The organism is Nocardia niigatensis NBRC 100131 (assembly GCF_000308655.1).
Classification (GTDB): domain Bacteria; phylum Actinomycetota; class Actinomycetes; order Mycobacteriales; family Mycobacteriaceae; genus Nocardia; species Nocardia niigatensis.
In genome coordinates this window covers 1-22,846 of the sequence record NZ_BAGC01000063.1, presented here as the reverse complement: position 1 = coordinate 22,846, position 22,846 = coordinate 1, and the positions used below count along the sequence as shown (strand labels likewise).

Here is a 22,846-nt window from a genome sequence, read left to right as displayed (position 1 = left end):
TCGCGGGTTCAGTCGGAGGTAACCGTGCCATTCCAAGATTCCGGCGAATCGGGTGTTTCGTCGATGGTCGCCGGAACCGGCTTGCGACTGCGCCGCAATAGATAGATCCCGGCCAGGCAGCCACCGGCCACCATCACCGACGTCCAGCCCGGGGCCGACGCGCCCCCGGAATCCACCGAGCACGTCAGCGCGTGGTCGGTCGACTCCATGGCGTCGGCGTAGTTGCCGCGCGCCACGTAATCGCGCATGCCCAGCACCGCCGACGGGACGAACAGGACCATCGTGCCCAGCACCCGGCTCGGCACGTAGCGTGGCCGGGTCGACAGCAGCGCGTAACCGAGGATCCAGGACTCTACCGCCGCGCTGCCCACGACCAGCCACGCCCCATTCGAATCGGACGTGCAGGCGGTGAACACCCCGAGCACTATGCCGGCCACCAGTGCGGCGATCGGTGCGCCGCGTCTGCTGCCCGCCCACATGCCCAGGGCCGAGGCCAACGCCAGCACCGGGATCGACCAGGCCGGCATCTCGGCCGCGATGGTCGCCGCGCCGACCGCGCCCAGGCCCACCGCCAGCAGCACGATCTCACCGTCCCGGCCCGGCAGCAGCATAGCCGCGATGATCGCGGTTCCCACCGCCGTCACCACGGCGAGACTGATGCCCGCCTTGCTGTCACCGTGCCGGGCCAGCCATTCCGCGCTGGCCAGCGTCACCAGCACCAGCACCACGCCCGCCAGGATCGGGGCCAGCGGCAGATCCGCCGAGAGCCGTTGCGCCGTCGGCCGCTTGCGATTGGTGAGGAAACCGAAGCCGGTCAGGATCACCGACAGCACGATCATCCACAGCGGCGGCAGATCGGTGGGGTGCCAGTGATCGCCCGACGTCGTGTCGATACCGCCGCCCACCCGCGGCACCGGATTCACCGAGCCCAGCAGCAGGCTGAGCAGAATGCCCAGAGTCCAGGCGAAGGCGGGCAGCCTACGGTGCAGCACCGCCGCCCCCAGCGCGCCCAGCACGATTCCGCCCGCGAGCGAATCGATGAAGTTCAGGGTGGACAGCGACGAATTCGCGGTGGTGGCATGGCCGAACACGTGATTGGCGAGCAGCGCCAGCAGTCCGCACAGCGCGGTCGCCCACGCCGCGGTGGGGCTTCCCAGCGTGGTGATGAGGACCGCCGCGATCATGGCGATCAGCGCGCCCGCCGAAACGGCGCGGGGCAGGCTGTAGGCCAGCAGATCCAGCTGCAGCGCCGCGGACCGTGAGGTCCAGCCGAAGTCGATGGGCAGGGCCAGCGCCAGGCCGGCAACCGTGGCTGCGACCAGCGCCGTGATCGTCTCCCCGGCTACCTGATACGACCTCACCAGCGCAAAATTACCGGCGATAGGCGGACCGATTGGTACGACTCGCCTATTTTGTATGGATTCGGCGTGCGACCGGCAGTCCTGGCGAACGCGCCGCGAAACCGGCAGTGCAACAGACTAATCGGTCTCTTATCGCCCGGCGGCGGTCCTCAGACGTAGCCGGACGGGTCCCCGGGCGGCGTCGGCGACTCGCGCTGGGCGGCATACTTCCGCAGGGTCTCCACCTGGCCCGGATCCAGCGACGGCCGCACGGCCTTGCGGGCCGCGGCCACATCCGCGGCCGTCACCTCCCCGGCCTCGACATCGCGCCGCATGGCGGCCAGCGCCGCCTCGCGCAGCAGCGCCGCGCAGTCGGCGGCCGAATAGCCGTCCAGATCGCGGGCCAGCAGCTTCATATTGACATCCGTGGCCAGCGGAACCGAGCGGGCCGAGGTGCGCAGGATCTCGGCGCGGGCGTCGGCATCCGGCGGCGGCACGAACACCAGTCGCTCCAGCCGCCCTGGCCTGGTCAGCGCCGGATCGATGAGTTCCGGCCGGTTGGTCGCACCGATCACCACCACATCCCGCAGCGGCTCGATGCCCTCCAGCTCCGTCAGCAACGCGGCGACCACCCGATCCGAGACGCCCGAATCGCTGGACTGCCCGCGCCGGGGCGCCAGCGCGTCCACCTCGTCCAGGAAGATCAGCGAGGGCGCGGAATCCCGTGCGCGCTGGAACAACTCGCGCACCGCCCGCTCCGACGAGCCGACCCACTTGTCCATCAGCTCCGCGCCCTTCACCGCGTGCACGCTCAGCTGACCCGATCCCGCCAGCGCGCGCACCAGGAAGGTCTTGCCGCACCCCGGCGGCCCGTACAGCAACACCCCGCGCGGCGGTTCGATACCCAGCCGCTCGAACGAATCCGGATGCTCGAGCGGCCACAGCACCGCCTCGGTGAGGGCCTGCTTGGTCTCGGCCATGTCGCCGACATCGTCGAGACTCAGATTCCCGATGACCAACTCCTCGGATCCGGACCGCGACAACGGCCGAATCACCTCCAGCGCGCCGGCCAGATCCTCCTGCAGCAACACCGGGCTCACGTCCTGACCGCTGTCGTGCTGCTCCCGGCCGGCGCGGGCCGCCGCCCGCAACGCCGCCTCGCGCACCAGCGCCGCCAGGTCCGACACCACGAATCCGGGTGTCCGCGAGGCGATCTCGTCCAGCTGCAGTCTCTCGGTGGGGGTCCTGCGCAACAACTGCTCCAGCAGCGCGGCCCGCACCCCCGCCGTGGGCAGCGGCAGCGACACCTGGCGGTCGAAAAGATCGGGACTGTGCAGCCGCGGGTCCAAACGGACCGGATTCGACGTGGTCGCCAGCACCGCGACCGCGGGCAGCGCCACCGCGCGGCGGATCTGATCCAGGATCATCGTGGCCACCGGCTCGGGCTCGGCCGGCAGCAGCGCATCGATATCGGTGATCAGCAGCACTCCGCCTGCGCCCGAACCGATCTCCTTCATCGTGTTCCCGACCATGCACAATCGATCGGGGCTGTCGGTCGCGCCCACCGATGGGCCGTCGAGTTCCACCAGCCGGCGCGAGCCCACCACCGCGCGCGCCAGCGTCGCCTTGCCGACACCCGCCGGGCCCGTGATCAGCACGCCCAGATGTGAGCCGGCGCCCAGCGCCTTCAACAGCTCGGGCTGGTCCAGCGACAGACTCAGCCATTCCTTGAGCTTGGCGGCCTGAGCCTGGACCCCGGCCAGATCCGCCACCGCCACCATCGAGGTGGGCGCGGCCGAGGACGGCCGCTCCGGCGCCGCGATGGCCGGGGACCTCAGCGGTGTGTCGTCGTCGAGCATTCCGTGCGGCGTATCGGTGGCGCCGATGAGCATCCCCATCGTCACCGCGGTACTCGGCCGGATGGTCACCGGTCCGGAGGGCGGATCGGTGGCCGCGACCTTCAAGACCTCCGTGGTCCAGGCGATGCCCAAGCCCTGCAGCGCCTTTCGGGCGGCGGCCGGATTGTCGCTCGGCAGCAGATCGCGGGGCAGCAGGGTCACGGTGTCGCCGATGGTGACGATCTTTCCCAGCAGCGCCTGCCGCAGCGTCGACTCCGGAATGGCGGCCGAGGCCAGCGACGATCCGGTCACCGAGACCCGGCGGGCATCGGCTTCGGCCGCGGGCGCGATGGTGATGTCACCGCCCTCGCGCACCTTGGCGTTCGACAGCGTCACCTCGTCGAGCAGCGCGACGCCGGTGCCGAAACCCTGCGTCGGCTTGAACGCCCCGACCACCGCGGTGGTGTGCCGCCCGCCGGTCAGCGTGACACCCTGGCCGGCGTTCAGCCCCAGCGCCATCAGAACTTCGGGGTGCAATCGCACCAAGCCCCAGCGGGCGTCGCCACCCGAGGAGTTCCGGCGCGCAATCAGCTTGATTTCCGGCACCTGTCAATTCTGCCCGGGCGAACCGTTCACCGACGTCACCGCCGGTGAATTGCGGCCCAACCGTGGGTTCGAACCGGCGTCCGGCCGCGGGTGTGCCTCGCGGCTCCGGCGTTGGTCTCAGCGCTGGGCGTGATCGGTCACCCGATCGCGTGGACCACCCGGGCGGCGCAGCCGCAGCCGTGCCGTCGACACCCGCGGCACCCGCCCGGCCAGCGGGCGCTGGCGGCGCTGAGCCTTGCGCTGGGCGCGGCGCTCGGCGGGCTTGTGGTTCCAGGTCTCGGGCCGGGCCGCCACCCAGCGCGCGGAATGCACCGCGAACGGGATGTGACCCAGGTACAGCACGACCAGCGCCATCATCAGGATCAGCGGGTAGGTGACCAGCAGCGCGGCGGCCAGGGCGACCAGCACCAGCAGGAGGGGCGCGGTACGCGGAGGCACCGACACCGACTTGACGGCCAGCGTGGGCAGCGTGCTCACACACAGCAGTCCGGTCAGCACCGTCCACACCGCCACCACCGGGAAACTGACCCACCAGCCGTCGCCGAACTGCTCGGACAGCGCGATGGGCGTCAGCACGATCAGCGCGCCCGCCGGCGCGGGCACCCCGGTGAAGTACTCCCGCTGCCAGTCCGGGCGATTGTCGTCGTCCATCAGCGTGTTGAAGCGGGCCAGCCGCAACACCATGCAGACCGCGAACATCAGCGCCAGGATCCAGCCGATGCTGTCGGCGTGCAGGAAGGTCACGTACAGCACCAGGGCGGGCGTGACGCCGAACGCGATGGCGTCCGACAGCGAATCCAGTTCCGCGCCCATCTTGGTGGTGGCGTCCAGCATGCGGGCGATGCGCCCGTCCAGCATGTCGAAGACCGCGGCCGCGCCGACCAGCGCCAGCGCGATCCCCAGCTTGCCCTCGATGCCGAACTTCACCGCCGACAGGCCCGAGCACAATCCCAGGATGGTCACCATGCTCGGCAGCAGCCGGATCGTGCGGTTGCGGCGACGCGCGTTCGGCGTGGGCGCGAGTTGCTCCATCATGAATCCAGTTCGGCCAGCACCGTTTCCGCACCGATGGTGCGCTGTCCGGGGGTGACCAGCGGCCTGGTCCCGGCGGGGAAATAGGTGTCCACGCGTGAACCGAACCGGATCAGGCCGTAGGTGTCGCCGATGTTCAGCTTGTCGCCGGCCGTGGCCTCGCACACGATGCGGCGCGCCAGCAGCCCGGCGATCTGCACGACCACCACGCGCTGCCCGGAGGCGGTCTCGATGACCACGCTGTTGCGCTCGTTGCGGTCGCTGGCCTCGGGCAGGTCGGCCGAGACGAACTTGCCCTTCTGGTAGACGACCTGCTCCACCAGGCCGCTCACCGGCACTCGCTGCACATGCACGTCCAGCACCGACAGGAAGATGCTCACCCGCGGCAGCGGCGCGTCGCCCAGGCCGAGTTCGGCCGGCGGCACCGCGGTGTCGACCAGGGCGACCTCACCGTCGGCGGGGGCCACCACGACACCGGCGCGGTTCGGCGGCACCCGGTGCGGGTGCCGGAAGAAACCGGCGCAGGCCGCGGCCGCCAGCAAACCTGTGCGACGCAGCCACTTTCGCCGATAGCCGAGCGTGGCCACCGCCAGTGGTGCGGCCACGAACGGCAGACCTGCCGGATGCAGCGGCGGAACGGCTTTGCGGACCAGGTCGGCGACGTGGCCGAGGCCGGTCTGTTCCGGAGTGCCGGGCGGGGTGGGTCGGCGGGCCACAGGCTCCTCTTTCATGCGCGGGTAGATGCGGTCAGGGACCGCGATCACACGATACGGGAAGCGGGTTCGACGCTCGCGTTCTCGGTGACCGAACGCCCGTACGGGGCCTCCGGAGAGCCTGTGCGCCAACCGGTGGGACCCCTCGATTGTGATCGGAACCACTCGCATGAGAGGCTAACGCGATTAAGATGAGGGAGCCTCATGTCTGCGGCATCGTGGGTCCGCGGGGGGTGAGGAACCCGATGAAGGTCACGTTCGACGCGCAGTACATAGGAGAGAACCAATGGCTGCTCGAATCGCCTCGATCAACGGGGCAGAGCACACGGCAATGCTCGGGCTCGGCGTGTACCGGCCGGAGCGGATCGTCACCAATGACGAGGTGGCGGGGCCGATAGATTCCAGCGATGAGTGGATCCGGACGCGCTCCGGCATCCGCACCCGGCGCTTCGCCTCCCCCGAGGAGACGATCGTCAGCATGAGCGCCGCGGCCGCGCGCGACGCCATCGAGGCCGCGGAGATCGACGCGAGTCAGATCGACTGCGTCATCGTCGCGACATCCACCTGGCTACTGCTCACGCCCGCCGCGGCGCCGCAGGTAGCCACCGCGCTCGGCTTGAACACGGTGGCCGCCTTCGATGTCTCGGCCGGCTGCGCAGGCTTCTGCCACGCGGTCGCCGTGGCCTCGGATCTGGTCAAGGGCGGCACCGCCCGGTACGTGCTGGCGATCGGCGTGGAGAAGCTGACGCAGACGGTCAACCCGAAGGATCGCGGCACCGCCTTCCTCTTCGCCGACGGCGCGGGCGCGGTGGTCATCGGCCCCTCCGACGAACCGGGCATCGGCCCGACCGTCTGGGGATCCGACGGCACCCAGCACCACGCCATCCGCCAGGACAAGGACTGGATGGAGTTCTTCGCCGAGATCGAGGAGAAGGGTCTCGACGCCGTCCGGCCCTACCTCGCCATGGAGGGCACGGCCGTCTTCCGCTGGGCCGCGCACTCTTTGGAGAAGGTCTGCCGGAACGCCATCGAACGCGCGGGCCTGACCACCGACGATCTCGACGCGATGGTTCCGCACCAGGCCAACGGGCGCATCATCGAGATCATGGCGCGGGTGCTGAAACTCCCCGAGAGTTGCGCGCTCGCCAATGACATCGAGGAGGCCGGCAACACCTCCGCGGCCTCCATCCCGCTGGCCATGGAGTCCATGATGCGCAAGGGCGACGCCAAACCCGGCGGCACCGCTCTGCTCATCGCCTTCGGGGCGGGGCTGTCCTGGGCCGCCCAGGTGGTTCAGCTGCCCAACTGGAAGTAGACCGCAGCTAGCCCAGGTCCCAGACGGCGGTCACCGTGAACGTGACCGTCTGCTGGCCTGGCTCGAGATTGACGTTGGGCGCCGCCCCCGGGGCGGTGTCCCGGTACATCGGTGTCGGCGTAGGCGTTGCGCCGCTGCCGTTTTCGCTGATGGTCTTGACCGTTTTCAGCTTCAGCCCGGCCAGGTCCGCGTACTGCTGGGCGCGGTTCCTGGCGTCGTCGAAGGCCCGGGCGCGCGCGTCGGACAGCAGCTTGGTGTTGTCCTCCAGCCCGAAGGCCACCGAGTTGACGCGGGTGTCGTTGCCGCCCGCCTGCACCGCCGCCGACAGGATGCCCGAAGCCTTCGCCAGATCCCGTACGGCCACGTGCATGGTGTTGGTGGCGCGATAGCCGGTGATGTTGTGCCCGTCGGTTCCGTAGCTGGGCTGCACGGACAGGTCGCTGGTCTTGACGTCCTCGCGCTTGGCCCCGGCGGCGACCATGGCGTCGGTGATCGCCTTGGCCTTGTCGTTGGCCTGGTTCACGGCCGCGGACACGTCGGTCGCGCTCACCTCGGTGCCGAGGTCGGCATTGAGCACATCCGGTGTGCCCTGGACCTTTCCGGTACCGGTGACGGTGACCGTGCGGTCGCCCGACGAGCCGGAGCTGCCGCAGCCGGTGAGTACGAGCGCGACACCGGCCGTGGCGGCGCAGATCGCTGTCAGTCGTCGCATGGGCCCGAACCTACGCTCAGCGCTCCACGGTTTGCTTGATCTTCCCGAGGGTTTCGTGCATGCCGTCCACGAGCGCGCCTTCGAAGGGCTGCTCACCGCCGAAGACGGTGTCGATGGTGAACTGCAGCCACCGGGGCAGCTTGCCGTTGGGGACGTCGCGCCGCTGAACCAGTCTGGTGCCGCCGTCCGCGGTGGGCTCGAGGGTGTAGCTCCAGACGGTCCGGTTCTCGGTCATGCGGAAGGCGATCACGTGATTCGGCTCGAATCGCACCACCTTGGACGTGGTCGGGTAGACGTAGCCCTTGGCCTTGTTGAGGTTCACCGTCCAGGTGCCGGTGTGCACCCCGCGGCCCAGCGGCTGCATGCGCAGGGTCTGCGGGCTGAATTCGCGGATGCGCTTGAGATCGGAGACGACGCTCCAGACCTGTTCCGGTGCTGCCGCAATGTCGATGCTGGCTTCGAGAGTGTTCGGCAACGTTGCCTCCGGGGATGTGACGGTCGGTACCACGCATCCTAGATCGGGTGGCGTGGATCACCTCGGGTCCGTGGCGTGGATCACCACTCCCCACCGGCACGTATCGGATGTACCCCAGGTTCATTTCGCGGTTGAAACCCAACTAGATCACATTACGGGGGTGTTGATGTCCGAAATGTAATGAGCGGCGCACAATATCGGATAGACGAAGCAACAGACACCGCCACCAGCTTCCGATTGGGAAACGTGAGGTGATCGGCCGTGAACCTGCGTTCGCTCCTGCATCTCGAGACCAACACGGTCCCGCTCCTTCCTGCCGAAGAGTCCGGTACCGATGCGGAGTCCATGACGCCCGACAAGTCTCCGAACGACAAGTCCCCGAAGCGCACCCGGCGCAAGGGCAATGGCGACCTCGAGGAACGACTCGAACGATTACTCACGCCGACCGAAATGGATCTCGTTCAGCACCACCGGATTTGAATCCGAGTGCTGGTGACGCTGGCTTCCCCGCGACCAAGCCGTTTGTGCTTGTCGCGAAATTGGCATGGTCTGGCCTTCGCGGGCTTGCCCCGTCATTCCATACTCGATAGGTGACTTCACCAGCTGCCGCGAAGCCGGCCATCCTCAGCGTCGACGACGATCCTGGCGTCTCGCGCGCGGTCGTGCGGGACCTGCGCCGCCGGTACGGGGCGGACTACCGGATTCTGCGGGCGGAGTCCGGTGCCGACGCGCTCGAGGCGCTCCGTGAGATGAAACTGCGCGGCCAGCCGGTCGCGGTCATGATCGCCGATTACCGCATGCCCGGGATGAACGGCGTCGAATTCCTGGAGCAGGCCATGGACCTGCACCCGTACGCGCGCCGCGTGCTGCTGACCGCGTACGCGGACACCAATGCCGCCATCGAGGCCATCAACGTGGTCGACCTGGACCACTACCTGCTCAAGCCGTGGGATCCGCCGGAGGAGAAGCTCTACCCGGTCGTCGACGCCCTGCTGGAGGCCTGGCGCGGGGACGAGCACAAGCCCGTGACCGAGACCAAGGTGGTGGGCCACCGCTGGTCGGCCCGCTGCTCGGAGGTGCGGGAGTTCCTGGCGCGCAACCAGTTGCCGTATCGCTGGTACCAGGTGGACGAGCCCGAGGGGGCTCGGCTGCTGACCGCCGCCAATGCCACCGAGGACCAGTGCCCGGTGATCATCAACCCCGGCGGCGAGGTGCTGATCATGCCCACCGACGCGCAGCTGGCCGAGGGGGTCGGCCTGAACACCGACGCCTCCAGCGACTTCTACGACCTGATCGTGGTCGGTGGCGGCCCGGCCGGTCTCGGCGCGGCGGTTTACGGCGCGTCGGAGGGGCTGCGCACGGTGCTGGTCGAGCGCACCGCCACCGGTGGTCAGGCCGGGCAGAGCTCCCGCATCGAGAATTACCTGGGCTTCCCCGATGGCCTGTCCGGCGCGCAGCTGGCCGACCGGGCCCGCCGGCAGGCCGTGAAGTTCGGGGCCGAGCTGATCACCGCGCGGGAAGTGGTGGCCCTCGAGGCGTGCGGCGCCGCGCGCGTGGTGCGCTTCGCCGACGGCGGCAGCGTCGCCGCGCACTCGGTGCTCATCGCCACCGGCGTCAACTACCGCCACCACCCGGCGCCCGGCGTGGACGAGTACACCGGCCGCGGAGTCTACTACGGCTCGGCCATGACCGAGGCCAGCGACTGCGCCGGCAAGGACGTCTACATCGTCGGCGGCGCGAATTCGGCGGGCCAGGCGGCGGTGTTCCTGTCCCGGCGGGCTCGCACCGTGCACATCCTGGTGCGCGGCGCGTCGCTGGAAGCCTCCATGTCGCACTACCTGATTCAGCAGATCGCGCAGATCCCGAACATCCAGGTGCACACCCGCACCGAGGTGGTGTCCGCCGACGGCGACGACCACCTGGAGCGGATCGTGTTGCGCGACAACACTACCGGCGCGGAAGAAAAGGTGGACGCCGAGCGTTTGTTCCTGTTCATCGGCGCGGCCCCCGAAACCGACTGGCTCGAAGGCATCGTCAAGCGCGACGAAGCCGGCTACGTGCTGGCCGGACCGGATCTCATGGTCGACGGCGAACGGCCCGCGGGCTGGGAATTGCCGCGTCCCCCACAGCATCTGGAGACCAGCGTGCCCGGCGTGTTCGTGGCCGGCGACGTGCGGTCGGAATCGGCGAAGCGGGTGGCCTCCGCGGTCGGCGAGGGCGCCATGGCCGTCATGCTGGTGCACCGCTGGCTCGCGAAACAGTAGGAGTAGCGCACATGGGCAACACCCGATTGATCTGTGACCCGAACGAACTGCGCAAGCTGTTCCTGTTCGAGCAGCTCGACGACGAGCAACTGGCCTGGTTGTGCAAGGACGGCCGGGTCGAGATGTTCGAGCCCGGACTGGTTTTCCGCGAGGGCGACCCGGCCACCTGCTTCTACGTCCTCATGGACGGCGAGGTCCGGATGACCAAGATGTCGGGCGGCGAGGAGATCGAACTCGTCCACACCGAGCACGTCGGCTCCTACTCGGGCGCGTGGACCGCCTACATGGGCGACAAGGTCGAGCAGACCTACACCGCCTCGTTCTACGTGACCCGGCCGTCCAAGTTCTTCGTGCTGGACGCCGGGACCTTCGCGAAGATGATGCAGGAATGGTTCCCGATGGCGCTGCACCTGCTGGAGGGCGTCTTCTTCGGCAACCGCAATGCCAATGAGCGCATCGGCCAGCGGGAACGGCTGCTGGCGCTGGGCTCCCTCTCGGCGGGCCTGACCCACGAGCTGAACAATCCGGCCGCCGCCGCGGTGCGCGCCACTTCCTCGCTGCGCGAGCGGGTCGCGGGCATGCGGCACAAGCTGAAAATGATGGCGCACGGCAAGTTCAACTCCGAGACCCTGGAGGCGCTGGCGCAGCTGCAGGAGGAGGCGGCCGCGCAGGTCGCCAAGGCTCCGGCACTGACCCCGCTGGAGGCCGCCGACCGCGAGGACGAACTGGGCGACTGGCTCGAGGACCACGGCGTCTCCAACGGCTGGGACATCGCGCCGAACTTCGTGCAGGCGGGTTTCGACATCGACTGGATGGAGAAGGTGCACGGCACCCTGTCCGGTTGCGGCGGTGACGTTTTCGAGGCGGCCATGCGCTGGCTCAACTACACGGTCGAGACCGAGCTGCTGATGAACGAGATCACCGACTCGACCAACCGGATCTCCTCGCTGGTGAACGCGGCCAAGCAGTACTCGCAGATGGACCGGGCCCCGTTCCAGGTGGTGGACCTGCGGGAACTGCTCGACAGCACGCTGGTCATGCTGGCCCGCAAGATCGGCGACGACATCACGGTGGTCAAGGAATACGATCCGGCGCTGCAGCAGGTGCCGTGCTACGCCGCCGAGCTCAACCAGGTGTGGACCAACCTGATCGACAACGCCGTCTCCGCCATGGGCGGGCGCGGCACCCTCACCGTCCGCACCTACCGTGAGAACGACTGCGCCGCAGTGGAAATCGGCGACACGGGTCCCGGCATCCCGGAGGAGATCCGCACCCGGATCTTCGAGCCGTTCTTCACCACCAAACCGGTGGGCGAGGGCACGGGGCTCGGGCTCGACATCTCGTTCCGGATCGTGGTCAACAAGCATCACGGCGACATCCGCGTCGAATCCGAGCCCGGGAACACGCGTTTCATCGTCCGGCTGCCGCTCGAGGCGACCGCGCCGGAAGCGACCCAGTCCACTCTCGAAGCAGCGCAGTCCACTACGGAAGGCCTCTGATGACCGAACAGATCGAAGGCATCGACCCCAGCGTCGCGCCCAGCGGATCCGGTTGCGTCGAATGCGATGCCGCCGGCGGCTGGTGGGTGCATCTGCGCCGGTGCGCGCAGTGCGGGCACATCGGCTGCTGCGACATGTCGCCGAATCAGCACGGCACCAAGCACTTCGAGAGCACCGGGCACCCGTTCATCCAGAGTTTCGAACCGGGTGAGGATTGGTACTACAACTTCCAGAACAAGGAGATGTACGAGGGCGGTCCGGAACTCGCGCCGCCACACGCGCATCCACTCGACCAGCCGGTGCCCGGCCCGCAGGGCCGGGTGCCCGCCGACTGGCAGCGGCACCTGCACTGACCAAACCGATGGGTCTGGACTTCTTCTTCCGGGAGTTGCCGGGGGCGGGTACGCTGCTGCGGACGCCGGACCGGTCCGGTGCCTGGCACTCTCGGGAAAGTTCGGAAAGCAGGGTATGAAGCGTCTTTCGATCGTCGCCCTCGCCGCCGGTGCGATGGCGTTGACTCTCGCCGGTTGTGGTTCGGACAAAACCAGTGATGCGAACAGTCTCGAGCAGGCCGGGACCACCACGGCGGCCAGAACCGCCGGCGCGGTCGCTTCCACCACGGCCGCGCCCCCGGTACAGCCGCCCGCCGAGGCCCCCGCCAGCGCCACGGCCGCCAAGAAGACGACCGCGCCCGCCGGCGCCCAGACCACCTGCGGCGACTTCCGCGATCTCAGCGATGACGCGGAGAAGCAGGTGATCGACCAGGTCCTGGCCGCCAACCCGGGGTCGTTCCTGGACGGCAGCCCGAACGTGGCGCTGGGTACCGCCAAACTGGCCTGCCTGGCCTCGGCGTATTCGAATACGCCGGTCGCCGTGGCGATCCGGGTGGCGCCCAAGTAGCGATCCGCGTACCGGTTCCGCGCGCTCTCGGCCGGTCGTCAGTGCTTCGTCGGTCGCGGGGCGCACGGTGGGCGCGTGTGGATGCTCACCGTCTCGGCGGCCGGTCGGAGGCGTATCGTCCTCAAACGATTGCGTACGACGAGGACTGGGGTACGGATGGATGCCGATGGGCTGGTCGAATTCGAGCGGCATCGGCCGAGGCTGTTCGCCATGGCCTACCGCATGCTCGGGTCGGCCGCCGAGGCCGAGGACGCCGTCCAGGAGACCTACCTGCGCTGGGACGGCACCGACCGCGCCGACATCCGCTCCGCCGAAGCCTGGTTGACCACCATCCTGGTGAATCTCTGCCGCACCTGGCTGGATTCGGCCCGCGCCCGCCGCGAGACCTACGTCGGCCCGTGGCTGCCAGAACCGGTCCCGACCGGCCACGGGCAGCTCGGCCCGCTGGAATCGGCCGAGCAGCGGGAACTGGTGTCGATCGCCTTCCTGACGCTGGCCGAGCGACTCAGCCCCACCGAACGCGCCGTCTTCGTGCTCCGCGAGGCCTTCGGCTACGCGCACCGTGAGATCGCCGACATGCTCGACCTCACCGAGGCCAACTCGCAGCAGGTGTTCCGCCGCGCCACCCACCGCGTGCACGAGGAGCGGCCGCGCTTCGAATGCGCGCCCGCGCACGCGCGCGAATTGGTCGAGAAGTTCCTCGCCGCAGCGCAATCCGGTGATCTGGCCGCGCTCGAGGCCATGTTCACCGCCGATATCGTGGCCGTGGCCGACGGCGGCACGAAGGTCCACGCGGCCAAGCGGCCCATCGTCGGCGCCGCGAACGTGGCCCGCTACCTGCTGGGGCTGTTCACCAAGATGCGAGGCCTCACCTTCACGGTCGAGGAGGTCAATGCCGCACCGGCCTTCGTCGCCCGCCTGGACGGGACCGTGATGGGCATCGTGTCGGCCGATTTCGCCGGTGCCTCGATCGCCTCGATCCAGCTCGTGGTGAACCCGGACAAGCTGGCCCACTTCGCCCGCGCCGAACGGGCACTCACCGACGAAACCGCCGGATAACGGCGGTTTCCGCGCCGCGAATCGGCATGTGACGCAGGACATGGCCGGGACCTGTCAGGGATCGCGGGGCCGTCCGGTCTAGAGGGTGTCGGCCACCGAGCGGGGCCGGGAAGCAAGGAGCACTCTCATGACCGGGCAACATCGAATCGTCGTACTGGGCGCGGGTTATGCGGGGCTGGCCGCGGCGCAGCAGGCAGTGAAGGCCAAGGGCGCGCGGGTCACCGTGATCGACCTGCACACCGAATTCGTCGACCGGGTGCGGCTGCACCAGGTCGTCGCCGGCCAGCACGTGCCGCGCTGGGAACTGCGAAATACCCTGGCCGCCAAGGGCATCGAGTTCGTCAACGGCCGCGCCGAGCGCATCGACACCGCCGCCCGCCGGGTCGAACTCGCCTCCGGTGACGCCGTCGAATACGACTCGCTGATCTACGCCCTCGGCAGCCGCGCCGATCTCGGCATGGTGCCCGGCGCCGCCGAATTCGCCTGCACGATCGCGACTTCCGAAGACACGCACCGGATTCCCGCGCTCAGCGGCCGGGTGGCGGTGGTGGGCGGCGGCGCGACGGGTATCGAGGCCGCGACCGAACTGGCCGAATCGCGCCCCGACCTCGAGGTGCTGCTGGTGAGCTCGGACGAGCCGGGCGGCTGGCTGATCCCCAAGGCCGTCGCGCACATTCGCGCCACCCTGGACCGCCTCGGCGTCCGGGTGCGCGTCGCCAAGGTGGCGGCGGTGACCGCGACGGGTCTCGAACTGGTGGACGGCGACCGCGTCGACGCCGACACCGTGCTCTGGACAACGGGTTTCACGGTCCCCGAGGTGGCGGCTCGCTCCGGCCTGCCGGTGGACGCGCGCGACCGGGTCCTGGTCGACGAGCGGCTGCAGGTGCGGGGCCTCCCGGACGTGTACGCGGTCGGTGACGCGGCGGTCATGCTCGGGCACAACGGACGCGAGGCGCGGATGTCCTGCCAGGCCGCGCAGCCGGCGGGCAAGTACCTCGGCGCGGCCGTGGCCGCCCGGGTGCGCGGCAAGCAGCCCGCGCCCTACCGGGTCCGCTTCGTGCTGACGTGCATGAGCCTGGGCCGCCGCGACGGGCTGGTCCAGCTCATGAAGGCCGACGATTCCAACGGCAGCACGGTGCTGACCGGTCGCACGGCGGCCTGGATCAAGGAGCAGATCGTGAGCGGGGTGGGGCGGGCCGCGAAACCCTGATCGACACGACCAGGCGGATCGTCAACCAATGGTTGACCAATGCATTATAGTCAACCTAGAGTTGACGCATGACGAACTCCATCCGCCTCGACGACCTGATCGACGGCATCAAGCAGGCCCGGCCCGGCGACGTGCTCGAACAGCTCTCCGACGCCGTGGTCCTCGGCAACCACATCGGCGAGGTGGCCGACCATCTGATCGGCCACTTCGTCGACCAGGCCCGCCGCTCCGGCGCCTCCTGGACCGATATCGGGCAGAGCATGGGCGTCACCAAGCAGGCCGCCCAGAAGCGCTTCGTGCCGAAGACCCCCGCGGACGCGAGCCAGGCCGCCGTCCTCGACCCCAATGCCGGCTTCGCCCGCTTCACGCCGCGCGCCCGCCACGTGGTGATGGCCGCCCAGGAGGAGGCCCGGGCCGTCGGCAATCTCGAAACCCGCCCCGAACACCTGGTGCTGGGGTTGCTCGCCGAACCGGAATCGCTCGCGGTCAAGGTCATTCAGTCCAGGGGCATCTCGGCAGACGCCGTCCGCCGGGTGGCCGTGGCCGCCCTGCCCGCCGCCACCGGTGACCCGGTGCCCGCGCTCATCCCATTCGACGCGCAGGCCCGCAAGGCCCTCGAGCTGACCTTCCGTGAGGCGCTGCGGCTGGGCCACAACTACATCGGCACCGAACACCTGCTGCTGGCCCTGCTCGACCAGGAGAACGGTTCCGGCGTCCTGTCCGGTCTGGGCCTGGACAAGGATTCCGTCCAGGCCGATATCGCGGAGCTGCTGGATTCGCTGCCGGTGCCCGGAGTGACGGCGCCCGCCCCGGACGCGCAGTAGTCCGCGTGTCGCTCCGCCATGCTGCCGACCTGGTGATGTAGGGCGCGCGCCCGCTCCCGCGTAACCGGGTCCCCTGGTGTGCGTGATGCGGCAGATACGATTGTGGAATGCCGGGCGACGAGGGTTCCGACCTAGTTGCGGGGGAAAAGCGCGCCGATCTGCTGCGCGCGCTCAGTCATGTCTCCACCGAGGACGCGCCGGACGGCGGCTACATCGTGAACGGAGACCTCCCGCCCGAGGTCGCGCCACCGTTCATCCGGGCCATCATGCGCATCGAGGCCGAACTTCTCCTGCAGGATGCCGAACTCGTCACTGTCGAGCACGGCGAACCCCGCACCCCGGAGGAACGCCGCACCGACGCCCTGATCGCGCTCCTGCTCCGCGTAGACGACCGTTCCCACTTCTCGTAGTCCTCACGAGACCCGGCCGCCGAGGCGACTCGTGCGGCCATTCTCCGGTTCCCGGGCAACCTCGCGACTGGTTCTCCACAACCTTGCACTCGTCGGGGGTGAGTGCTAGAAATGGTTTTGGCACTCCATACCTGTGAGTGCTAGGTCGGAACGGTGAGGCCGGGCTGTATTTCACCAAATGAGCCGGGTCGTCCGTCGCGGGCACCGAACCTGACCAGATCATGCCCATCCCTGATCTGGAGGATCTCAACGCAATGGCCAAGACAATTGCGTACGACGAAGAGGCTCGCCGCGGACTCGAGCGTGGCCTTAACAGCCTCGCCGACGCTGTCAAGGTGACCCTGGGCCCCAAGGGCCGCAACGTGGTGCTGGAGAAGAAGTGGGGCGCCCCCACCATCACCAACGATGGTGTCTCCATCGCCAAGGAAATCGAGCTCGAGGACCCGTACGAGAAGATCGGCGCGGAGCTCGTCAAGGAAGTTGCGAAGAAGACCGACGACGTCGCGGGTGACGGCACCACCACCGCCACCGTGCTGGCCCAGGCGCTGGTCCGTGAGGGCCTGCGCAACGTGGCCGCCGGCGCCAACCCGCTCGGCCTGAAGCGCGGCATCGAGAAGGCCGTCGAGGCCGTCACCGCCTCGCTGCTCGACACCGCCAAGGAGGTCGAGACCAAGGAGCAGATCGCTGCCACCGCCGGTATCTCGGCGGGCGACTCGTCCATCGGTGAGCTGATCGCCGAGGCCATGGACAAGGTCGGCAAGGAAGGCGTCATCACCGTCGAGGAGAGCAACACCTTCGGTCTCCAGCTGGAGCTGACCGAGGGCATGCGCTTCGACAAGGGCTACATCTCCGGTTACTTCGTGACCGACCCCGAGCGTCAGGAAGCGGTCCTCGAGGACCCGTACATCCTGCTCGTCGGCTCGAAGATCTCGACCGTCAAGGACCTGCTGCCGCTGCTGGAGAAGGTCATCCAGGCCGGCAAGCCGCTGCTGATCATCGCCGAGGACGTCGAGGGCGAGGCCCTGTCGACCCTGGTCGTCAACAAGATCCGTGGCACCTTCAAGTCCATCGCCGTCAAGGCCCCGGGCTTCGGTGACCGCCGCAAGGCCATGCTGGCCGACATCGCCATCCTGACCGGTGGCGAGGTCATCAGCGAAGAGGTCGGCCTCTCCCTGGAGACCGCCGGTCTGGAGCTGCTGGGCCAGGCCCGCAAGGTCGTCGTCACCAAGGACGAGACCACCATCGTCGAGGGCGCGGGCGACCTGGAGGCCATCAAGGGCCGTGTCGCGCAGATCCGCACCGAGATCGAGAACTCGGACTCGGACTACGACCGTGAGAAGCTGCAGGAGCGCCTGGCCAAGCTGGCCGGCGGTGTTGCGGTCATCAAGGCCGGTGCCGCGACCGAGGTCGAGCTCAAGGAGCGCAAGCACCGCATCGAGGACGCCGTCCGCAACGCGAAGGCCGCCGTCGAAGAGGGCATCGTCGCCGGTGGTGGCGTGGCGCTGCTGCAGGCCGCCCCGGCCCTCGATGCACTGTCCCTGTCGGGTGACGAGGCCACCGGCGCGAACATCGTCCGCGTCGCGCTGTCCGCCCCGCTGAAGCAGATCGCCTTCAACGCCGGCCTGGAGCCGGGCGTTGTCGCCGAGAAGGTCTCGAACCTCCCGGCGGGCCACGGCCTGAACGCCGAGTCCGGCGAGTACGTCGACCTGCTGGCCGCCGGCGTTGCCGACCCGGTCAAGGTCACCCGCTCGGCCCTGCAGAACGCGGCCTCCATCGCGGCCCTGTTCCTGACCACCGAGGCCGTCGTCGCCGACAAGCCGGAGAAGGCCGCCCCCGCGGGCGACCCGACCGGTGGCATGGGCGGCATGGACTTCTAGTCCTCGCCTCCGGCAACGGTTTTGAACACACTGGGCCCGGTCACCTCACGGTGACCGGGCCCAGTGCTTCGAAGATCCGGGTGAGAGGGATGGCGACAGTGAGCGGGCCCAGCTCTTTTCACGCTCGATACGAGGGTGTCGGTGGTCGCCGTTGGTCTCGCGGTGTGAGTCGGTCCTACCCATCCGCGCGATCAGGCCCGGCAGCTCTTCTCGACTCCAGTTCCACTCGAATTGCGCTACGGCCGTGATGATCTCGGCCGCACCCTCGAGAGATCAACCCGCAGATATCCTCGGCTACGAGGGTGGCGAAGAACTCGCCGTCGTGACCATGGCGGCGCTGCGGAAGCTGCTGCCCGGTGTTCCGGCTGATCTGCGCTACAAGGCATGGTCCGGAACGCGCCCGCAGCGGCTCCACAGCATCCGATTCGGATTGCCGGATAGCTGACCGCGGGTTCGTCTTCCGAAGGCGAAGGGTTAGTTCATTTTTCCTTCCATGCCGCTGTAGATTTCGGTGGCTTCGGCGAAGCCGCCGCCTATGCGTTCCGCGAGGGCGAAGGCTTCGTCCCATTTGCGGAGGGACAGGGCGGTGTCGGCGGGTTCGTCGTAGGTGTGCGCGAGGTGGGTGTGGTTGGCGCGCAGGATGGTTCGGGTGGTGGTGATCGCGGTGGGGGCGACGTAGCCGCCGACCATATAGTTGGCGGTGATGGTGGGGTCGTAGTCCCAGTCGAGGTGGGGGAAGATCTGGGGTAGCGCGCCGAGGAGCGGGGAGTTGGAGCCGAAGCCGGGCGGGTAGCCCATCTCCGCTTCGATGGTCAGGGCGGTCGGCCAGATCCGGCCGCGGTCCATCCAGCCGGGCAGCAGGCGGGAGACGAATTCCAGCAGCGCGAATTGCAGATTGCCGGTCAGAATGTCGGCGGCGTCGTGCATTTCGTTCTCGAAAGGGTGGAGGACTTCGGTTTTCCCGGTCCGCAGCGCCGAGGCGGCGTCGCGCAGCAGCCGAATCTTCCAGGACACCATGGTTCCCAGCTGCTCGTCCGGGGGCAGTCCGCCGCTGAGATCCGGCTGGGTCACGCGCGCCAGCGCTGGATCCCATTGATGCAGTGCGGTTCTCGCGAGCTCGTCCACGTTCGCGGCCGAGCACTGGGTGTAGCGGATCACCCAGTCCGCGACGTCCTCGGGTGCTTGCGCGGTGATCAGGAACGGCCGTCCCCAGACGTAGAGCTGGCCCTCGAACCCGCTGTCGAAACCCGCGGCCTCCAACGCGCCGAGTGCCCACGCCTTGGCGCGGAACCGAACCTTGGTCTGTTCGGCCGCGAATCCCACCAGGTCGTCGAGGTCCCGATCGCCGCCCGCGCCACTGAGATACGGCAACACGCGTTGCTCGATCAGACGCATGTCCACGGCGTGATAGCTGGTGTCATAACCCACGATTCGCACAGTATCGGCGGACGCGGACGGGCACGGAGCGGTGAATAGGCCTTCGTATCAGTCGATCACATGCCGCGGCGGAAGCGCGCGCTGCGGATGCTGTCGGCGCGTTCGGGCAGCACGCTGTCGAGCAACGCGGTCACCCGACCCATGACCGGGGCGAGGCGGCGGGGACGGTCGATGATGGCGTCGCAGATGATCTGGCCGCCTTCTTCCGGAGTGAGGGCATTGGCCGTGGCCTGCTGGTAGACGGGGTTGGCGGTGATCATGTCGGTGCGGACGAGGGGGAGGTAGATGGAGGTGAATCGCAGGTTCTCGGTGTGGGTTTCGGCTTGGAGGCTGGTGCTCAGCGAGTCGAGTGCGGCCTTGGAGGCGACGTAGGCGGCGTAGCCGGGACCGCCGTAGAGGTTGGCCAGGGACAGGATGTTGATGATTTGGCCGTCGCCGCCGGCGCGCATGGCGGGGGCGAAGGCGAGGATGAGCCGCACCGCCGCGAAGTAATTGAGCCGCATGGTGCGCTCGTAGTCGTGGAAGCGGTCGTAGGACTGGTCGAGTGTGCGGCGGATGGAGCGGCCGGCATTGTTCACCAGGATGTCCACGTGACCGTGGTCGGCGAGCACCTGCGCGGCCATGGCGTCGAGGGCGTCGAAGTCATTGAGATCGCAGGGGTACGCGACAGCCCTCCCGCCCTGGGCCTCGATCTCCGCGACGGCCTGCTCGAGTTCGCCGGCGCGGCGTGCGACCAGGAGCACGGTGGCGCCGGCCGCGCCGAGTTTCGTGGCGGCGACCCGTCCGATACCGGAGGAGGCCCCGGTGATCAGGACGATGCGTCCGGCTACGGCGTCCGCGAGCGTGCGGTGTCGCCGCAGCCGCGCGAGGCTCACCTGGGTGTCGAGGCCGTGCTTGATCTTGTGAATCAGCCCGCTGATGTCCTGCATGGTGAGAGATGCTAAGTGCCGCAGATTGATTCGGGGCTGTTTCGGATTCCGTGTCAGTGGCGGGCGCAGGTATAGGCGAGGACCGCGGCGCCGTCCCCGCCCCCGGGCAGGGCGCGGCAGTGTTGCCGGATCCAGACCACGCGGTCGTCATCGGTGGGAGTCAGCAGCACCAGGCCGACCTCGCCGTCGTCGACCATGCGGGCGACCTCGGCGGTGGTCGGCACCGGGGCCGCGCCGGTGAAGCCGCCGATGGTCGGCACCTGCCTGCCGCTGGACAGAATGAACGGCGAGCCCAGCGCCGAGGTGTACGTGACCAGCGGATATTTCACGTGGCCGGGCATTTTCGCGACCTGTGCGTCGAGTTCCCGGGCCGAGGTGAGGGCGGAGGCCATGAACCCCCGCGTGACCTGACGGGCCTGCGCCGATTCATAGGGGGTGTCGAGTGGTCCGTAGCCGTCCGCGACCACCGACATCGCGGCCGTCGTAGGCGCGGCGAGTGCCGTGCCGAGGAGCAGTGCGGTTGCCCAGGATTCGCGGACACGCAGCGCGGCCATGATCAGCACCATGGCGACGACCACGAGCCCGGCCCGCACCCAGCCCGGCGCTGCCGCCGACAGCCACCAGCCGTAGCAAGCGGTCGCGGCCACCGCGAGCATCCCCAGCCCGCGCACCCGGCGGTCGTCGGTCTGCCGGTACGCGTTGGCCCCCATACCGATCAAGGCCCCGATCGCGGGTGCGAGCACCGCCAGGTAGTAGGGGTTCACCGTCCCGATCACCAGGAAGACCGCGAGATGGACGACGAGCCAGCCACCCCACAGCACGAGCGCGGCGGTCTCGCGATCAGTGCGCGGCCGTCGCCGGGCAGCCCAGGCCAGTGCGATCAGGCAGATGAGCGCGAGCGGAATCAACCACCCGGTTTCCCGTCCACCTCCACCTCCGAAAAGATGGTCGAACCGACTGTCCGGCCCCAACACCAGTTCCGCGCGGAACCCCGTGCCCTTGCCGCCGGTGGTGAAGTTGGCCGATCCCACACCGAATCCGTCATTGGCGCGACTGGCCGCGTTGTAGACGAAGACCTGCTCGAACAGTGAGTTGTCGTGACTGCCGTCCACGTACGGCCGCTGCCCGGCGGGCAGCAGACTGACCAGGGACATCCAGCTCAGCGACACCACCAGCGCGGTCGCGCTGAACCAGCCCAGGCCGGTGATGCGTTGCCGCAGTTCGGTTCTCGGCGCGGCGACCAGTATCGCCGCCGCCACGACCGGGACGATCAGCCAGGCCTGCACCATCTTCGCCTGGAAGGCGAGGCCGATGCAGAGTCCGCACAGGATCAGATTCCGCGTCTTTCCGGAAACGATCGCGGCCGCCGCCTGATCCGCGGCCAGTACCAGCAGCAGGATCAGCAGGGTGTCGGAGATATTGCCGCGATCGAGCGCGACCACCGCCGGTGCCAGTGCCGCGACCGCCGCGCCGACGAGCGCCGCGTATGGACCGGACAGTCGCCGCACCGCCCGATAGAGCACGAGCACAGTGAGGATGCCCTCGATGACCTGCGGCAAGAGATACGCCCAAGTGTGCGCCCCGAAGATCCGCGCCGACAGCGCTTGGATCCAGATCGCGCCCGGCAGTTTGTCGATGCTGATGGTCGCGTCCGGGTCCAAGGCCGCGTAGAAGAAGTTGTGCGGGCTCATGCTCATCGAACGGGCGGCGGCCGAGTAGTAGAGGTGTGGTGTCTGCGAGCTGATGCCCCACGCGTAGAGGACTCCGGCGGCGACGGCGATGCCCAGTAGTGCGGGCCGGGCCCAGCGTGGTTGGCCGGCCGGCCCGCGCAACCACCGTGACCAGTCGATTCCGGATCGTTCGGGACGTGTGATTACCCATGTCACAGCCCTAATCTGGGCTCGTACCCGGTGCCAGTCAACGGAATTCCACCCGAAGGCGGAGGGCTCCCGGCGGGAATCGTCCGCACGGCGTATCGGGACCCACCCGGGGGTGGACGGCTACGCCGGGTCAGCCGTTGGGGTGTCGCGCCGAGAGGGTGGCGGCCGCATCGATGGGCCGGATGCCCAGCTGTTCGGCGATCGCGCCGATGGTGGCGTGAATGTCGGTCTCGGCGGGATGGGCCGGGGCGAGGAGAAGCTCGGCCAATTCGATGGCGGCGATCGCCTGGGCGCGGGTGAGCACTCGGCCCGGCAGCCAACTAACGCGCCAGTCGGTTTCTTTATGACCGGGAAGCCGTTCCGCGAACTCGTCGACGACAGAACTGGTAACCGACCACCCGCAGACGTACGCACCACCAAAGGTCGTGCACCGCTCAGGCGAATGCAACACCCCGGGCCTTACTCGAGCAAGCCCGGGAACAATGCGGCGAGTAGATGCGGCGGCATGCGCGAATTGCGGCTCTGA

General features: G+C 68.7%; 22 protein-coding genes. 12 read left to right on the top strand and 10 right to left on the bottom strand.

The window, feature by feature from the left end:
* Positions 1 to 8: 8 nt before the first annotated feature.
* The 4 genes from ON33_RS28635 to ON33_RS28620 all read right to left on the bottom strand — a co-directional run bounded on the left by ON33_RS28635 (position 9) and on the right by ON33_RS28620 (position 5,532).
* Positions 9 to 1,361 carry a hypothetical protein gene (locus ON33_RS28635; RefSeq protein ID WP_040862230.1) on the bottom strand — a complete coding sequence of 451 codons (1,353 nt, stop codon included), beginning with the start codon at positions 1,359 to 1,361 and terminating at the stop codon, positions 9 to 11.
* A 149-nt stretch (positions 1,362 to 1,510) separates the two neighbouring features.
* The gene (locus tag ON33_RS28630) at positions 1,511 to 3,784 is read right to left on the bottom strand and encodes an AAA family ATPase (RefSeq protein WP_040862229.1); all 2,274 of its coding nucleotides are present in this window, start codon (positions 3,782 to 3,784) and stop codon (positions 1,511 to 1,513) included.
* A gap of 117 nt (positions 3,785 to 3,901) precedes the next feature.
* Positions 3,902 to 4,819 (bottom strand): CDP-diacylglycerol--serine O-phosphatidyltransferase, encoded by a 918-nt coding sequence (gene pssA, locus ON33_RS28625; RefSeq protein WP_040862228.1) that lies wholly within the window; start codon positions 4,817 to 4,819, stop codon positions 3,902 to 3,904.
* Entirely contained in the window at positions 4,816 to 5,532 is a 717-nt protein-coding gene (locus ON33_RS28620) for a phosphatidylserine decarboxylase (protein ID WP_040862267.1), read from the bottom strand. Before ON33_RS28620 ends, pssA begins: the two co-directional genes overlap by 4 nt.
* 283 nt (positions 5,533 to 5,815) lie before the next feature.
* On the opposite strand from ON33_RS28620, the gene ON33_RS28615 reads away from it, so the two are divergent.
* A complete protein-coding gene (locus tag ON33_RS28615; protein WP_040862227.1) occupies positions 5,816 to 6,844 on the top strand; it encodes a beta-ketoacyl-ACP synthase III in 1,029 nt (342 codons plus the stop codon).
* A gap of 7 nt (positions 6,845 to 6,851) precedes the next feature.
* Here ON33_RS28615 and ON33_RS28610 read toward each other — a convergent pair whose 3' ends face one another.
* Positions 6,852 to 7,556: an SIMPL domain-containing protein gene (locus tag ON33_RS28610; protein ID WP_040862226.1), complete on the bottom strand. Its 705-nt coding sequence runs from the start codon at positions 7,554 to 7,556 to the stop codon at positions 6,852 to 6,854.
* Positions 7,557 to 7,572: 16 nt separating this feature from the next.
* Positions 7,573 to 8,031 carry an SRPBCC family protein gene (locus tag ON33_RS28605; RefSeq protein WP_040862225.1) on the bottom strand — a complete coding sequence of 153 codons (459 nt, stop codon included), beginning with the start codon at positions 8,029 to 8,031 and terminating at the stop codon, positions 7,573 to 7,575.
* A gap of 261 nt (positions 8,032 to 8,292) precedes the next feature.
* Here ON33_RS28605 and ON33_RS28600 point away from each other — a divergent pair, with 261 nt between their 5' ends.
* From ON33_RS28600 to ON33_RS28550, 11 genes are all read left to right on the top strand, one after another.
* Entirely contained in the window at positions 8,293 to 8,511 is a 219-nt protein-coding gene (locus ON33_RS28600; RefSeq protein ID WP_040862224.1) for a hypothetical protein, read from the top strand.
* Positions 8,512 to 8,621: 110 nt separating this feature from the next.
* On the top strand, positions 8,622 to 10,295 hold the full coding sequence (locus tag ON33_RS28595) for an NAD(P)/FAD-dependent oxidoreductase (RefSeq protein ID WP_040862223.1): 1,674 nt from the start codon (positions 8,622 to 8,624) through the stop codon (positions 10,293 to 10,295).
* An 11-nt stretch (positions 10,296 to 10,306) separates the two neighbouring features.
* Complete coding sequence (locus ON33_RS28590) at positions 10,307 to 11,794, top strand: ATP-binding protein (RefSeq protein ID WP_040862222.1); 1,488 nt, start codon at positions 10,307 to 10,309, stop codon at positions 11,792 to 11,794.
* The gene (locus ON33_RS28585; RefSeq protein WP_040862221.1) at positions 11,794 to 12,147 is read left to right on the top strand and encodes a UBP-type zinc finger domain-containing protein; all 354 of its coding nucleotides are present in this window, start codon (positions 11,794 to 11,796) and stop codon (positions 12,145 to 12,147) included. The genes ON33_RS28590 and ON33_RS28585 overlap by 1 nt, the downstream gene beginning before the upstream one ends.
* 115 nt (positions 12,148 to 12,262) lie before the next feature.
* Entirely contained in the window at positions 12,263 to 12,694 is a 432-nt protein-coding gene (locus ON33_RS28580) for a hypothetical protein (RefSeq protein ID WP_040862220.1), read from the top strand.
* A gap of 156 nt (positions 12,695 to 12,850) precedes the next feature.
* Positions 12,851 to 13,753, top strand: a complete 903-nt coding sequence (locus ON33_RS28575; RefSeq protein ID WP_040862219.1) for an RNA polymerase sigma-70 factor — start codon at positions 12,851 to 12,853, stop codon at positions 13,751 to 13,753.
* A gap of 85 nt (positions 13,754 to 13,838) precedes the next feature.
* Positions 13,839 to 14,963 carry an NAD(P)/FAD-dependent oxidoreductase gene (locus tag ON33_RS28570; protein WP_373281071.1) on the top strand — a complete coding sequence of 375 codons (1,125 nt, stop codon included), beginning with the start codon at positions 13,839 to 13,841 and terminating at the stop codon, positions 14,961 to 14,963.
* A gap of 68 nt (positions 14,964 to 15,031) precedes the next feature.
* A complete protein-coding gene (locus tag ON33_RS28565) occupies positions 15,032 to 15,787 on the top strand; it encodes a Clp protease N-terminal domain-containing protein (RefSeq protein WP_040862217.1) in 756 nt (251 codons plus the stop codon).
* 107 nt (positions 15,788 to 15,894) lie between these two features.
* Positions 15,895 to 16,197 carry a hypothetical protein gene (locus ON33_RS28560; RefSeq protein WP_040862216.1) on the top strand — a complete coding sequence of 101 codons (303 nt, stop codon included), beginning with the start codon at positions 15,895 to 15,897 and terminating at the stop codon, positions 16,195 to 16,197.
* Positions 16,198 to 16,451: 254 nt separating this feature from the next.
* Positions 16,452 to 18,074 (top strand): chaperonin GroEL, encoded by a 1,623-nt coding sequence (gene groL / locus ON33_RS28555; protein ID WP_040862266.1) that lies wholly within the window; start codon positions 16,452 to 16,454, stop codon positions 18,072 to 18,074.
* 244 nt (positions 18,075 to 18,318) lie between these two features.
* Complete coding sequence (locus tag ON33_RS28550; protein WP_157184774.1) at positions 18,319 to 18,519, top strand: hypothetical protein; 201 nt, start codon at positions 18,319 to 18,321, stop codon at positions 18,517 to 18,519.
* A gap of 29 nt (positions 18,520 to 18,548) precedes the next feature.
* Here ON33_RS28550 and ON33_RS28545 read toward each other — a convergent pair whose 3' ends face one another.
* The 4 genes from ON33_RS28545 to ON33_RS42885 form a co-directional block, all read right to left on the bottom strand.
* Entirely contained in the window at positions 18,549 to 19,502 is a 954-nt protein-coding gene (locus ON33_RS28545; protein ID WP_157184773.1) for a hypothetical protein, read from the bottom strand.
* Positions 19,503 to 19,567: 65 nt separating this feature from the next.
* Entirely contained in the window at positions 19,568 to 20,440 is an 873-nt protein-coding gene (locus tag ON33_RS28540; protein ID WP_040862213.1) for an SDR family NAD(P)-dependent oxidoreductase, read from the bottom strand.
* A 53-nt stretch (positions 20,441 to 20,493) separates the two neighbouring features.
* Positions 20,494 to 22,326 (bottom strand): glycosyltransferase family 39 protein, encoded by a 1,833-nt coding sequence (locus tag ON33_RS38660; RefSeq protein ID WP_157184772.1) that lies wholly within the window; start codon positions 22,324 to 22,326, stop codon positions 20,494 to 20,496.
* Positions 22,327 to 22,450: 124 nt separating this feature from the next.
* The coding region (locus ON33_RS42885) for a hypothetical protein (RefSeq protein WP_218001525.1) at positions 22,451 to 22,846 on the bottom strand (396 nt) is incomplete at its 5' end.

Coding starts and splice junctions, on each gene's coding strand:
- ON33_RS28610 (WP_040862226.1), bottom strand. CDS start 7,556: ATGCGACGACTGACAGCGATCTGCGCCGCCACGGCCGGTGTCGCGCTC.
- ON33_RS28565 (WP_040862217.1), top strand. CDS start 15,032: ATGACGAACTCCATCCGCCTCGACGACCTGATCGACGGCATCAAGCAG.
- ON33_RS28585 (WP_040862221.1), top strand. CDS start 11,794: ATGACCGAACAGATCGAAGGCATCGACCCCAGCGTCGCGCCCAGCGGA.
- ON33_RS28540 (WP_040862213.1), bottom strand. CDS start 20,440: ATGCAGGACATCAGCGGGCTGATTCACAAGATCAAGCACGGCCTCGAC.
- ON33_RS28590 (WP_040862222.1), top strand. CDS start 10,307: ATGGGCAACACCCGATTGATCTGTGACCCGAACGAACTGCGCAAGCTG.
- ON33_RS28615 (WP_040862227.1), top strand. CDS start 5,816: ATGGCTGCTCGAATCGCCTCGATCAACGGGGCAGAGCACACGGCAATG.
- ON33_RS28580 (WP_040862220.1), top strand. CDS start 12,263: ATGAAGCGTCTTTCGATCGTCGCCCTCGCCGCCGGTGCGATGGCGTTG.
- pssA (WP_040862228.1), bottom strand. CDS start 4,819: ATGATGGAGCAACTCGCGCCCACGCCGAACGCGCGTCGCCGCAACCGC.
- groL (WP_040862266.1), top strand. CDS start 16,452: ATGGCCAAGACAATTGCGTACGACGAAGAGGCTCGCCGCGGACTCGAG.
- ON33_RS28560 (WP_040862216.1), top strand. CDS start 15,895: ATGCCGGGCGACGAGGGTTCCGACCTAGTTGCGGGGGAAAAGCGCGCC.
- ON33_RS28575 (WP_040862219.1), top strand. CDS start 12,851: ATGGATGCCGATGGGCTGGTCGAATTCGAGCGGCATCGGCCGAGGCTG.